Genomic DNA, 13,254 nt, shown 5'->3' with positions numbered 1-13,254 from the left:
TTTGACGTAGGGGCCACCTCCGGGTGGCCCCTACGCTGTATTTCGGGACCCATACGTTTCGTGAGAGAGGACTGACCGTGGCTGAGGAGCGACGCTCGGGCCGGCCCGCCAAGGGCGCCGGCGCTGGACGCGGTGGATCGGGGCGCGGAGGCTCGTCCGCCGGCCGCGGCGCGGGATCCGGCCGCTCCGGCTCCGGGCGCGGCGCGCAGGGCGCGCCGGGCGCGCGCGAGGGCAAGCCCGCCGAGTCGGGACGCCCGTCCCGTCGAGGCGCTGACGCGGCGCCGTCGAAGGGGTCGGCGAAGGGGTCGTCGAACCGCCCGGCAGGGAAGGGCGCGCCGCGCCGCTCGGCGGAGGGCAAGGGACCGGAGCGGAAGGGTCCGCAGCGTCCGCGCCAGGACCGGCCCGCTCGCGGCGGTGACGCCATCGCTCGTACCTCCGAGCAGAGGGCGTACGACGGTCCGGAGCTGCCCGAGTGGGTGACCGGCAAGGAGCTGGACCGCTCCGTGGCCGTGCAGCTGAAGGGGCTCCCCGAGAAGCTCGCGGCCCGCGTCGCACGTCACCTCGCGGCCGCCGGTGCGCTCATCGACTCCGACCCCGAGCTCGCCTATCAGCACGCGAAGGCGGCCAAGAGTCGCGCTCAGCGCCTGGCCGTCGTGCGCGAGGCGCTCGGCGAGGCGGCGTACGCGGCCGGTCACTACGCCGAGGCGTTGGCCGAGCTCCGTGCCGCCAAGCGGATGAACGGCGCGACCGCTTACCTTCCGATCATGGCCGACTGCCACCGTGCGCTCGGCCAGCCGGAGCAGGCCATCAAGCTGGCGCAGAGCCCCTCGGTCGCCAACTTCGCACCCGAGGCCAAGGCCGAGATGACCATCGTCGAGGCTGGCGCCCGGCGCGACATGGGCCAGTTCGACGCTGCCCTGCGGGTGCTCGAGCACGCTCCGTTGATGAGCAAGAGCAGGGCTGCGTGGGTGGTCCGGCTGCGCTACACGTACGCCGACACGCTGGAGGCGGCCGGCCGTCCGACCGACGCGCTGACGTGGTTCCACCGCACGTTCGCGATCGACGGCGAGGAACTGACCGACGCCGCCGACCGGGCCGCTGCCCTCGAGGCGACCCGCGACTGAGGCGGCGTGACGCGGGTCCTGAGTCCCCAGTCGGCGCGTGTCGCTGGTGCTCAGGGCCCTCATGCGTCACAATATGCAAAGAACTACACACCTGTGATTGAGCGGCCATTGGTCTGACTCGTCCCGAACGGAGTCCGCTGGGGAAGGCGAAGCTCCACGCCGGAACGAAGGAGAACATGGTGACCGCTTACACGACTACGCCCAGCGCCTCGCGGACCGCCACCCGAGGCGTCCTCTACGTGCACTCGGCGCCGTCCGCGCTGTGCCCACACGTCGAATGGGCCGTCGGCGGCGTACTCGGCGTTGCCGTGAACCTGGACTGGACGCCGCAGCCGGCGCAGGTCGGGACCTACCGGGCGGAGCTCTCGTGGACCGGTGCCGTCGGGTCGGCCGCCGCTGTCGCCTCGGCCCTCAAGGGCTGGAAGCACCTCCGGTTCGAGATCACCGAGGAGCCGACGTCCGGCTCGGAGGGCTCGCGCTACTCCTACACGCCCGAGCTGGGGGTCTTCCACGCCGTGACCGGCCTCCACGGGGACATCATGATCCCTGAGGACCGGCTCAAGGCGGCCGTGGTGAAGGCGGCCCTCGGAGACACCACGATGCTCGTGGAGATCGACAAGCTGCTCGGCAAGCAGTGGGACGACGAGCTCGAGACGTTCCGTCACGCCGGCGAGGGCGCGCCGGTGCGCTGGCTCCACCAGGTCGTCTGAGTCGCCCGACTCGTCCGAGGCCTGAGTCGTCCGGCTCAGCCGCGGTGGCAGGCGCGATGAGCGGCGCGCCGAGCCCTCGCCGTGTGGAGGCGCTTCGCCTTTTTGCTTGCCTTGACGCACCTGGCCGACCGGTGCTTGGAGACCCGGAAGTGTGAGCTCGCGATCCAGCCCGAGTAGTCGCGGGTCTGGTCGACGATCGGCATCGACGCGTAGTGCCGGTAGGAGAGCTTGCCGCGGATCGTGAAGCGGCCGGGCGCGGCCGTGTTGCTGGCGCACAGCTGGAAGCGCTTGGTGCCCTGCGTCGGGTCAGCGCCCGAGAGCATGACGTCCGAGGCCTGCGCGACGCCGGCGGCGTCGGTGATGAAGACCTCCAGCGACCACTCGGGCTCGGGCGGCGAGACCCGGTAGGTGTAGGTGTACCAGTGGCAGCCGGGCGGCAGGCGGTACGCCGGCGCGTGGGTGCTGCCCATGGCCGCGAACTGGGCAGCCGTCGGCTCGGCGGCCGACGCCGCCTCGACAGGGCCGAGCGGCCCGAGAGGGACGCACAGCGCGATCGCGCCCGCCGTCAGCAGCCGCCGCGCGCGACGAGCCCGCGGCCTTGCAGCCTTGGTGATCGGCCTCACACCGGTCCAACGCGGCAAGGCCGCGGCGGGTTACGCCCGTCAGAGCGGGATGTTGCCGTGCCGTCCGCGGTGGACGCCGCCCGCCTGGACGGCGTCGTGGATCGCACGCGCGATGGTCGTGCGGGTGGTGGCCGGCGAGACGACCTCGTCGACCACGCCGATCTCGACAGCCTTGTCGACGCCACCCGCGATGCGCTCGTGCTCGGCCGCGAGCTCGGCCTCGACCTGGGCACGGATGTCCGGGGCGACCTCGGCCAGCTTGCGTCGGTGGAGGATGCGCACCGCGGCGACGGCCCCCATCACGGCCACCTCGGCACCCGGCCAGGCGAACACCTTCGTCGCGCCGAGCGAGCGGGCGTTCATGGCGATGTAGGCGCCGCCGTAGGTCTTGCGGGTGACCAGCGTGACCCGGGGGACCACGCACTCGCCGAAGGCGTGCAGGAGCTTCGCGCCGCGGCGTACGACGCCGTCCCACTCCTGCCCGACACCGGGCAGGTAGCCGGGCACGTCGACCACGACCACCAGCGGAACGCCGAAGGCATCGCACATGCGCACGAAGCGGGAGGCCTTCTCCGCCGACAGCGAGTCCAGGCAGCCGCCCAGGCGCAGCGGGTTGTTGGCGACGACGCCGACGGTACGGCCGCCGAGACGGCCCAGCGCGGTCACGATGTTGGGCGCCCAACGGGCGTGCAGCTCCTGGACCGTGCCCTCGTCGAGGAGGTGGTCGACGAGCGGGTGCACGTCGTAGGCGCGCTTCCTGGACTCGGGCAGCAGTGCGCCGAGGTCGATGTCCTCGACGGCGTCGACGTGCAGGCTGCCCTGCGAGCCGAGGAGGTGGGCCACGGTGCGAGCCCGGTCGAGGGCGTCGCGCTCGGTGTCGGCCAGGATGTGGACGACGCCGGAGCGGCGGCCGTGCGGCTCGGGGCCGCCGAGACGCAGCATGTCGACGTCCTCGCCGGTCACCGAGCGGACCACGTCGGGGCCGGTGACGAAGATGCGGCCCTCGGGGCCGAGGATGACGACGTCGGTCAGCGCCGGTCCGTAGGCGGCACCGCCCGCCGCCGGGCCCAGGACGACGGAGATCTGCGGGATAACCCCGGACGCCTGCGTCATGACCTGGAAGATGCGGCCGACGGCGTGCAGCGAGAGGACGCCCTCCGCGAGCCGGGCGCCGCCCGAGTGCCACAGGCCGATGATCGGGACGCGGTCGGTGAGCGCGAGGTGGTAGGCGTCGACGACCACGCGGCAGCCCTCATCGCCCATCGCGCCACCCATCACGGTGGCGTCGGAGCAGAAGGCCACCACGGGCGAGCCGTCCACGGTGCCGCGTGCGGCCACCATGCCGGAGTCGTCGAGGGACGAGACCAGCTCGAGGCTGCCCTCGTCGAGCAGCGCCGTGAGCCGGGTGAGCGGGTAGCGCGGGTCGTCGACCCGGGCCGGCTTCTCCTGGACCGCGGTCATGCGAGGGTCCCGAACGCGACGGCGACGTTGGCGCCGCCGAAGCCGAAGGAGTTGTTGAGCGCCGCGATGTCGCCGAGCGGAAGGTCGCGGGGCTTGGTGGCGATGTCGAGCTCGACGGCGGGGTCCTGGTTGTCGAGGTTGATCGTCGGTGGCGAGACCCGGTGGTGCAGGGCGAGGACGGTCGCGACCGCCTCCAGCGCGCCGGCGCCGCCGAGCAGGTGGCCGGTCATCGACTTCGTGCTGGTGACGACGACGTCGGTGGCATGCGCGCCGAGGGTGGCGTGCAGCATGAGGCCCTCGGCGATGTCGCCCTGCGGGGTCGACGTGGCGTGCGCGTTGACGTGCACGATGTCGGAGGGCGAGACGTCGCCCTCCTCGAGCGCCCGCAGGATCGCCCGGGAGCCACCCCGGCCGGCGGGGTCGGGCTGCGCGATGTCGTGGGAGTCGGCGGTGATGCCGGCGCCGAGGACCTCGGCGTAGATCCGAGCGCCGCGGGCCTGGGCGTGCTCCAGCCGCTCGAGAACGAGCGCGCCGGCGCCCTCGCCGAGGACGAAGCCGTCACGCGCGGTGTCCCACGGGCGCGAGACGGCGGTCGGGTCGCCGCCCTCCTCGGAGCCCGTCTTGGACAGCGCCATCATGTTGGCGAAGGCGGCCATCGGGAGCGGGTGGATCGCGGCCTCGGTGCCGCCGGCGAGCACCACGTCGGCGCGACCGAGCCGGATCTGGTCGACCGCGTGGGCGATCGCCTCGTTGCCGGAGGCGCACGCCGAGACCGGCGTGATGACCGCGGCCCGCGCGCCGACGTAGAGGCTGATGTTGGCGGCCGGGGCGTTGGGCATGAGCATCGGCACGGCCAGCGGCGAAACGCGGCGCGGCCCCTTCGCGAGCAGGGTGTCGTAGTTGTCGAGCAGGGTGGTCACGCCACCGATGCCCGACGCCATCGCCACGCCGACACGGTCGCCGTCCAGTCCGGCCTCGGCGGCCGTGCCGGTGAACCCGGCGTCGTGCCAGGCCTCCATCGCGGCGACCATGGCGAACTGGGCGGAGCGGTCCAGACGGCGGGCCTTGACCCGGTCGAGGACCTCGCTGGGCTCGACGGCGATCCGGCCCGCGATCTTCACGGGGAGGGGCTCGGCCCACTCCTCGGTGAGGGTGCGGACACCGGAGCGACCGGCGACCAGGGCGTCCCAGGTGCTGGGGACGTCTCCGCCGACGGGGCTGGTGGTGCCCATCCCGGTGACGACGACTCGTGTGCGACTCATGACGACCTTGCGTTCGAAGGGTGGTTGCGGATCAGACGATCAGGCGTTGGCGGACGCGTTCTCGATGAACGAGACGGCGTCGCCGACGGTCTTGAGGTTCTTGACCTCGTCGTCGGGGATCGACACGCCGAACTTCTCCTCGGCGGCCACGACGACCTCGACCATGGACAGCGAGTCGACGTCGAGGTCCTCGACGAACGACTTGTCCAGCTGGACGTCGTCGACGTCGATGCCGGCGACCTCGTTGACGATCTCGGCGAGGTCGGCGCGGATCTCTTCGGTGCTGGGCATGGTGTTCCTTTCTGATGGGTGAGCGCGGTGCTCGGTAGGGGTGGAGCCGATCAGGGGACGATGACGACCTGGGCCGCGTAGGTCAGGCCGGCACCGAAGGCGATGAACAGAGCGGTGTCGCCGCTCTTGGCCTCGCCCTCCCGCTTCATCCGCTCGAGTGCGAGCGGGATGGACGCCGCCGAGGTGTTGCCCATGTCGGCGATGTCGCGAGCGATGCGGACGTGCTCGGGCAGCTTCATCGAGCGCGCCAGGGCGTCGACGATGCGCATGTTGGCCTGGTGCGGGACGAAGCAGTCGAGCTCGTCCACGGTGACCCCGGCGCGGTCGAGCGCCTCGAGGCCGATCTTGGCCATCGCGAAGGAGGCCCAGCGGAACACCGGGTTGCCCTGCATCGTCAGGTGCGGCATCTCGCCGCGGGCGAGCGCTTCGGGCCACATCTCGCGCTGCGTGATGAGGTCGGCGCGCTCGCCGTCGGAGCCCCAGACCACGGGCCCGATGCCGGGCTCGTCGCTCGGTCCGACGACGACGGCGCCGGCGCCGTCGGCGAAGATGAACGCGGTCCCGCGGTCGGCCCGGTCGGTGATGTCGGAGAGCCGCTCCACACCGATGACGAGGACGTGGCCGGCGCTGCCGCCGCGGATCAGGTCGGAGGCCATCGCGACGCCGTGGCAGAAGCCGGCGCACGCGGCGGAGATGTCGAACGCGGCGGCCTGCTCGGTCCCGAGCTCGTGCGCGATCGTGGTCGCGATCGCGGGCGTCTGGGAGAGGTGGCTGACGGTGGCGACGATGACGCAGTCGATCTGGTGGGCGTCGACGCCGGCGTCCGCGAGGGCGTCGCGCGCCGCGGCGACCGACATCACCTGGACGGTCTCCTCCGGAGTGGCCCAGCGGCGCTCCGTGATGCCCGAGCGAGTGCGGATCCACTCATCACTCGAGTCGATCGCATCCACGATCTCGCTGTTGGGGACGACCCGCGACGGACGGTAGGCGCCGAGGCCGAGCAGCCGCGCGTGAGCGGCGCCGGAGGGTGCGAGCAGGCCGGCCATCAGGCGACACCCTGCGGGTGGAGGCGGACCAGCGGCTGGCCGGGGGAGACCAGGTCGCCGTCCTCGACGAGCCATTCGACGACCTGGCCGCCGTGGGCGGAGGTCACTGCGATCCGGTCGCGCAGGCTGACGATGTCGCCGATCGCGCTGCCGGGGGAGAGTACGGCGGCGCCGTTGGCCGTCTCCGCGAGGTGGAACGTGCCCTTGGAGGGCGAGACGACCATCCGCCAGGTCGGCGAGGTGTCGAGGACGCCCGAGGAGCCCTCCTCGCCGTGCTTCTCGCAGAACGCGCGGGCGTCGTCGAGCTGGTCGGGCGTCTTGAGCGCGAACGTCTCGACGCCCTTGAGGTTGCGCTTGGCGATGCCGGTCAGGGTGCCCGCCGGCGGCATCTCGAGGATGCCGGTGACGCCGAGGTCGGACATCGTGTCGAGGCAGAGGTCCCACCGCACCGGGCTGGCGATCTGGCCCACGATCCGCCGGAGCATGTCGGCGCCGGAGTGGACCACCTGGCCGTCCTTGTTGGAGATCATCCGGGTGCGCGGGTCGTGCACGGACACCGAGCGGGCCAGCGAGGCCAGGTGGCCGACGGCCGGCGACATGTGCTCGGTGTGGAAGGCGCCGGCGACGCTCAACGGAGCCAGCCGCGCCTTCGCGGGCGGGTCCGCCTTGAGGGCCTCGAGCTGCTCGAGGGTGCCGGCGGCGACGATCTGCCCCGGGCCGTTGTCGTTGGCCGCGGTGAGGCCGTGCCGCTCGATCGCGGCGAGAACCTCGTCGCGGTCGCCGCCGAGGATCGCGGTCATGCCGGTCGGCGTCACCGCGGCCGCCTGCGCCATGGCACGCCCGCGCTCGCGGACCAGGACCATGGCCTGCTCGGCGGTGATCGCCCGGGCGCCGGCGGCGGCCGTCAGCTCGCCGACGCTGTGCCCGGCCACGGCACCGATGCGCGAGAACGCGTCGGCAGGGTGCGGGAAGAGCTGGAGGGCGGCAACGAGGCCGGTGGCGACGAGGAGCGGCTGCGCGATCTGCGTGTCACGGATGGTCTCGTCGTCGGCCTGGGTGCCGTAGTGGACGAGGTCGAGGCCCGCGACGGTGGCGAGCCACTCGAAGCGGGCGGAGAAGGCCGGGTCTTCCAGCCACGGAGTCAGGAAACCTGCTGACTGGGCCCCCTGTCCGGGGGCGACGATGACGAGCACGACTCCAACCCTGCCCGGCGACCTGCCGCTTGCACGTGTCCGGCGCGCACGAAACTGACCGGGCGAACTTTGGAGGGTTCCTACAACTTGCCGCCGGAATGTGACGCGAGCGACTACTGCTCCGCGGCGGCCGCCTGCCGCCCCAGCACCAGCGCGAGCTGCAGCGTGAGGGCGTCGCGCGGTCGCGTGGCGGTGTAGCCGGTGAGGTCGGCGACCTGGCGCAGCCGGTAGCGCACGGTGTTGGGGTGCACGAAGAGCTCGCGGGCCGCCGCCTCGAGCGACCCGCCCGCGCCGAAGTAGGCGGAGAGCGTCTCGATCAGCGTCGCGCGGGCGTGCGCGAGCGGTTCGTACACCTGGCTCACCAGGTGGTCGCGAGCGTCGTCGTCCCCGGCGAGGGCACGCTCCGGGAGGAGCTCGCTGCTCAGGACCGGCCGGGGAGCGTCGGGCCACCCTGCCGCGGCACGGTAGGCCGCCAGGGCGGCACCGGCCGAGACGTGTGCACCGGACAGGTCCTCGGCCACCGGACCGACGACCACCGAGCCGTGAGCGAACATCCCCACCACCGACGCCGCGGCGGCCCGGGGATCCGAGCTTCCCCCGAGCACGACCACCAGCAGCTCGCCCTGCACGGCGCAGAGCGCATCGAGGCCGGCGGCCCGTGCCCGACGGCGTACGTCGTCGAACACGTCGGTCTCCGTACGCCGGGCGGGGGCTGGTCCGAGCACCACGGTGAGCGCCTCGTGGCCGCCCCAGCCGAGGGCACTGGCCCGCGACAGAAGGGACTCGTCGGTCTCGGCGCGCAGCACGGCGTCGACGACGAGCGCCTCGAGCCGCGCGTCCCAGGCACCACGCTGCTCGGCGGCGCGGGCGTAGACCTCGGCCGTCGCGAACGCGACCTCGCGGGCGTAGCGCGACACCGCGTGGTGGACGTCGGGGGCGTCCTCGGGCTCGACCAGGTCGTCGACGTTCTCCTCGACGACCTCGATCGACAGCCGGATGAGGTCGACCGTCTGGCGCAGGGTGATGATGCCGGCGAGCGCCCGCGGCGCGGCACCGAACACGGACGCGGCGAGGTCGGCACCCTCGACGCGGGTGCCGGGGGCGCCGCCGTACCACTGGGTGAAACCCCTGATGCCCGCCTGCACGATGAGGCCGACCCACGACCTGTCCTCGGCGGTGAGGTCACCGAACCAGGGGAGCGCCGTGTCCATCCGGGCGGTGGCCGCCGTCGAGAGCCGGCCGGTGGCGCGCTGGAGCGCCTCGGCGCTGCGGAGTCGGCGCGCCCGAGCGACGGGTTCCTCCTCGCCGTGCAGGGGCGGTGTCGTGGCCGTCACGGCGTCATCCTCGCATTCGGGGATTCTCGGCCGATGACCTGGTTGAATCGTTGATCTATGGGTTTCCTAGGAATGGGTACCGGAGACGCAGAAGGAGCCTGATGCCTGAGACGCAGTTCGTGACGATCCACGGCCACCGACGCGCCTACGCGCTGGGCGGTCGGAAGATCGGCACTGCCCCGGTTCTTCTCCTTCTGCACGGGCTCGGTTGCGACCGGCACACGTGGGACCCGGTGTGGAGGCGGCTGGCCCGCCGCTACACGCTGGTCGCCCCCGACCTGCTCGGCCACGGCGAGTCGGACAAGCCGCGTGGCGACTACAGCCCCGGCGGCTATGCCAACGGCATGCGCGACCTGCTCACCGTGCTGGGCATCGACAAGGTGACCGTCGTCGGCCACAGCTTCGGCGGTGCCGTCGCCATGCAGTTCGCCTACCAGTTCCCCGAGCGCACCGAGCGGCTCGCCCTGGTCGACCCGGGCGGCATGGGCCACGAGGTGACCTTCCTCATCCGCGCGCTGACGCTGCCGGGCTACGACCTGGTGCTGCGGGCACTGACCCTGCCGGGCGTCCGGCACGTCAACGTGACCGCGCTGCGCGCGCTCAGCCGCCTCGGTGGACGGGAGCTGCGCGACCTCGACGAGGTCGCCTCGATCCTCGACGCGTTCAAGGACCCGGGCAAGCGGTACGCCGTCCACAAGCTCGTGACCGGGGTGATCGACTGGCGCGGCCAGAACGTCACCATGCGCGACCGGGCCTACCTCACCGAGGCGATGCCGCTGTTCATCGTGTGGGGTGCCGGCGACCGCGTGCTGCCGGCCAGCCACGCAGACCTCGCGCGGGAGATCGCGCCCAACGCCCAGGTCACCGTGATGGAGGACGCCGGCCACTTCCCGCACCGGGACCATCCGGACGAGTTCGCCGACCTGCTCGACGGCTTCGTCCGCTCGACCGCCCCGGCGACGTACTCGCGGGCGAGGTGGCGGCGCCTGCTCACGAACGGCGGACCGGATCACCTGAGTCCCGTCGAGCCGGCCTCCGAGCTGGCCTGACGGGGTCTCGATACGCTCGCTGGCGCTCGCTACTCGACCAGCGATGCTCGCTGGTCGAGCAGCCGGAGCCGCTGGGCGAGGGCGTATCGAGACCCCGTGGCGCCGCCTCGGCGTCAGGCGTCGCCGCCCTCCTGCTTGATGCCCTGCGTGGCGGTCGGGTCGTCGATCCGGTAGGCGGTGAACGCCTTCTCGACGAGCGCCGGGTCGATCTGGCCGGCGTCGGCGAGCGCCTGCAGCGCCTGGACGACGACCGACTGGGCGTCGATCTGGAAGAACCGGCGAGCGGCCGGGCGGGTGTCGGCGAAGCCGAACCCGTCCGCACCGAGCACGCGGTAGTCGCCGGGAACCCAGCGGGCGATCTGCAGCGGCACCGCGCGCATGTAGTCCGAGACGGCGACGACCGGCGTGTTGGCGCCCGACAGCTTCTCCGTGACGTACGGGGTGCGAGGACCCTCGCCCGGGTGGTTGAGGTTCCACTGCTCGGCCGCGACGCCGTCGCGGGCCAGCTCGTTCCACGATGTCACCGACCACAGGTCGGCCTGGACGCCCCACTCGTCACGGAGCAGGCGGGCGGCCTCGTCGATCCACGGGTAGGCGACGCCCGAGGCGAGCAGCCGTACGCGCGGGCCGTCGCCCTCACCGGAGGACACCCAGTGGATGCCCTTGAGGATGCCCTCGACGTCCACGTTCTCGGGCTCAGCCGGCTGGCTGACGGGCTCGTTGTAGACGGTGATGTAGTGGATGACGTCCTCGCCGTGGCCGTTCGGGCCGCCGGTGCCGTACATCCGCTCGAGACCGGTCTGCATGATGTGCGCGATCTCGTAGGCGAACGCCGGGTCGTAGTGCACGATCGCCGGGTTGGTCGCCGCGAGCAGCGGCGAGTGACCGTCGGCGTGCTGCAGACCCTCACCGGTCAGCGTGGTGCGACCGGCGGTGGCGCCGATGAGGAAGCCGCGAGAGAGCTGGTCGGCCATCGCCCAGATGGAGTCGCCCGTCCGCTGGAACCCGAACATCGAGTAGAAGATGTAGAACGGGATCATCGGCTCGCCGTGGGTCGAGTACGCCGACCCGGCGGCCGTGGCCGACGCCATCGCGCCCGCCTCGGAGATGCCCTCGTGGAGCATCTGGCCCGCGCTGGACTCCTTGTAGGAGAGCAACAACTTGCGGTCGACCGACTCGTACTGCTGTCCGGCCGGGTTGTAGACCTTGGCGGACGGGAACATCGAGTCCATGCCGAAGGTGCGGTACTCGTCCGGCGCGATCGGCACGATGCGCTTGCCGATCTCCGGGTCCTTCATCCAGTCGCGCAGCTGGCGGACGACCGCCATCGTGGTCGCGATCTTGTTGTTGCCCGACCCCTTCTTGAGGTCGGCGTAGATCGCGTCGCCGGGCAGGGTGAGCGGCTGGGACCGCACCACGCGCTTGGGCAGCGAGCCGCCGAGCTGGCGACGGCGCTCCATCATGTACTCGATCTCCGGGGCCTCGGCGCCGGGGTGGAACAGGGGAGCGGCGCCGGTGCGCTCGTAGGTCTCCTCGAGCTCGCGGTCGGAGATGGGGAGGTAGAGCCGGTCACGGAACTTCTTGAGGTCCGCCATCGTCAGCTTCTTCATCTGGTGCGTGGCGTTGCGGCCCTCGAGGGCGTCGATCGTCCAGCCCTTGATGGTCTTGGCCAGGATCACCGTCGGCTGACCTGCGTGCTTCGCTGCGGCGTCGAAGGCGGCGAAGACCTTGCGGTAGTCGTGACCGCCGCGGGGCAGCTTGCGGATCTGCTCGTCGGTCATGTGCTCGACCATCTTGCGCAGCCGCGGGTCGCCGCCGAAGAAGCTGTTGCGGATGTAGTCGCCGGTCTCGACCGAGTAGGTCTGGAAGGCGCCGTCCGGCGTGGTGTTCATCCGGTTGACGAGCGCGCCGTCGACGTCGCGGGCGAGCAGGTCGTCCCACTCACGGCCCCAGACGACCTTGATGACGTTCCAGCCGGCGCCGCGGAAGTTGGACTCCAGCTCCTGGATGATCTTGCCGTTGCCGGTGACCGGGCCGTCGAGCTGCTGCAGGTTGCAGTTGATGACCCAGGTGAGGTTGTCGAGCTCCTCGCGGGCGGCGATGCGGATCGCACCGAGCGACTCGGGCTCGGCCATCTCGCCGTCGCCGAGGAAGGCCCACACGCGCTGCTGGCTGGTGTCCTTGATGCCGCGGTTCGCCAGGTAGCGGTTGAACCGCGCCTGGTAGATCGAGTTGAGGCCGGTGAGGCCCATGGAGACGGTCGGGAACTCCCAGAAGTCGGGCATGAGCCGCGGGTGGGGGTACGACGACAGGCCGGCGTGCGGCCCGTGCTGGACCTCCTGCCGGAACCGGAACATCTGCTCCTCGGTCAGCCGGCCCTCGAGGAACGCGCGGCTGTAGATGCCGGGGGAGGCGTGGCCCTGGATGTAGACCTGGTCGCCGCCGCCGGGGTGGTCCTTGCCGCGGAAGAAGTGGTTGAAGCCGACCTCGTAGAGGCTCGCGCTGGACTGGTAGGTGGCGATGTGACCGCCGACCTCGAGGCCCTTGCGGTTGGCGCCCGAGACCATGACGGCAGCGTTCCAGCGGATGAACGCGCGGATGCGTCGCTCGACGTCCTCGTCGCCGGGGAACCACGGCTCCCGCTCGGGCGGGATGGTGTTGATGTAGTCGGTGCTTCGGAGCGCCGGGACGCCGACGTTGGCCTCGCGGGCGCGCTCGAGCAGGCGGAGCATGACGTAGCGAGCACGGTCTCGACCGCGCTCGTCGACCATCGCGTCGAAGGACGCGATCCAGTCCTGGGTCTCCTCGGGGTCGATGTCCGGGAGCTGGGTCGGCAGGCCCTCGTGGATGACGGTGGGCTGACTGGGGGTTGGCGCCGACGCCGTCGTGGTGGACGGCGTCCCCGAGGTGCCAGAAGTAGAGGTGGAGTCTTCGGTCACCCTGGCATCGTGTCACGGGTGCGGGGCCGCTCAAACTTACCCGCGAGTACCTTCAGGTTGCTTCCGTCACAGGGTGCTTGAACGTTCCAAGGTGCAGAACCCGCGGGGGTTCGCCAGCATCGCTTCCACGTCTCATCCGCGTCTCATCCACGTCTCACAGGGCGGGCGGCGTGAGCGGGTACCCCAGCGTGTCGCGCGGAAAACCTTGCGTCGGCCTCCGAA

Annotated in this window: 11 protein-coding genes; 3 read left to right on the top strand and 8 right to left on the bottom strand. The window is 71.7% G+C overall.

Features of this window, described 5'->3' with window-relative positions; all coding sequences use genetic code 11:
* The first annotated feature begins 77 nt into the window (after positions 1-77).
* Positions 78-1,124, top strand: a complete 1,047-nt coding sequence (locus QDS12_RS19405) for a tetratricopeptide repeat protein (RefSeq protein WP_279882172.1) — start codon at positions 78-80, stop codon at positions 1,122-1,124.
* 179 nt (positions 1,125-1,303) lie between these two features.
* A complete protein-coding gene (locus QDS12_RS19400) occupies positions 1,304-1,834 on the top strand; it encodes a DUF3145 domain-containing protein (protein ID WP_279882170.1) in 531 nt (176 codons plus the stop codon).
* Positions 1,835-1,869: 35 nt separating this feature from the next.
* Here the strand turns inward: QDS12_RS19400 and QDS12_RS19395 are convergent, their stop codons facing one another.
* From QDS12_RS19395 to QDS12_RS19365, 7 genes are all read right to left on the bottom strand, one after another.
* Positions 1,870-2,457, bottom strand: a complete 588-nt coding sequence (locus QDS12_RS19395; RefSeq protein ID WP_279882168.1) for a hypothetical protein — start codon at positions 2,455-2,457, stop codon at positions 1,870-1,872.
* Between the two features lie 39 nt (positions 2,458-2,496).
* Positions 2,497-3,918 carry a carboxyl transferase domain-containing protein gene (locus tag QDS12_RS19390; protein ID WP_279882166.1) on the bottom strand — a complete coding sequence of 474 codons (1,422 nt, stop codon included), beginning with the start codon at positions 3,916-3,918 and terminating at the stop codon, positions 2,497-2,499.
* A complete protein-coding gene (locus QDS12_RS19385) occupies positions 3,915-5,180 on the bottom strand; it encodes a beta-ketoacyl-[acyl-carrier-protein] synthase II (protein ID WP_279882164.1) in 1,266 nt (421 codons plus the stop codon). Before QDS12_RS19385 ends, QDS12_RS19390 begins: the two co-directional genes overlap by 4 nt.
* A 39-nt stretch (positions 5,181-5,219) precedes the next feature.
* The gene (locus QDS12_RS19380) at positions 5,220-5,471 is read right to left on the bottom strand and encodes an acyl carrier protein (protein WP_279882162.1); all 252 of its coding nucleotides are present in this window, start codon (positions 5,469-5,471) and stop codon (positions 5,220-5,222) included.
* A 50-nt stretch (positions 5,472-5,521) separates the two neighbouring features.
* Entirely contained in the window at positions 5,522-6,517 is a 996-nt protein-coding gene (locus QDS12_RS19375) for a ketoacyl-ACP synthase III (protein ID WP_279882161.1), read from the bottom strand.
* On the bottom strand, positions 6,517-7,710 hold the full coding sequence (locus QDS12_RS19370; protein WP_279882159.1) for an acyltransferase domain-containing protein: 1,194 nt from the start codon (positions 7,708-7,710) through the stop codon (positions 6,517-6,519). Before QDS12_RS19370 ends, QDS12_RS19375 begins: the two co-directional genes overlap by 1 nt.
* A gap of 113 nt (positions 7,711-7,823) precedes the next feature.
* Positions 7,824-9,044: a helix-turn-helix domain-containing protein gene (locus QDS12_RS19365; protein WP_279882157.1), complete on the bottom strand. Its 1,221-nt coding sequence runs from the start codon at positions 9,042-9,044 to the stop codon at positions 7,824-7,826.
* Between the two features lie 101 nt (positions 9,045-9,145).
* On the opposite strand from QDS12_RS19365, the gene QDS12_RS19360 reads away from it, so the two are divergent.
* Positions 9,146-10,093 carry an alpha/beta fold hydrolase gene (locus tag QDS12_RS19360; protein ID WP_279882155.1) on the top strand — a complete coding sequence of 316 codons (948 nt, stop codon included), beginning with the start codon at positions 9,146-9,148 and terminating at the stop codon, positions 10,091-10,093.
* A gap of 113 nt (positions 10,094-10,206) precedes the next feature.
* On the opposite strand, the gene aceE is transcribed toward QDS12_RS19360, so the two are convergent.
* On the bottom strand, positions 10,207-12,942 hold the full coding sequence (gene aceE, locus QDS12_RS19355; protein ID WP_279882217.1) for a pyruvate dehydrogenase (acetyl-transferring), homodimeric type: 2,736 nt from the start codon (positions 12,940-12,942) through the stop codon (positions 10,207-10,209).
* Positions 12,943-13,254 lie beyond the last annotated feature (312 nt).

Origin of the sequence: Nocardioides sp. CER19 (assembly GCF_029846275.1) — a bacterium.
Lineage (GTDB): Bacteria > Actinomycetota > Actinomycetes > Propionibacteriales > Nocardioidaceae > Nocardioides.
The sequence above is the reverse complement of the archived record's forward strand: the minus strand, read 5'-3'. Positions and strand labels throughout refer to the sequence as shown.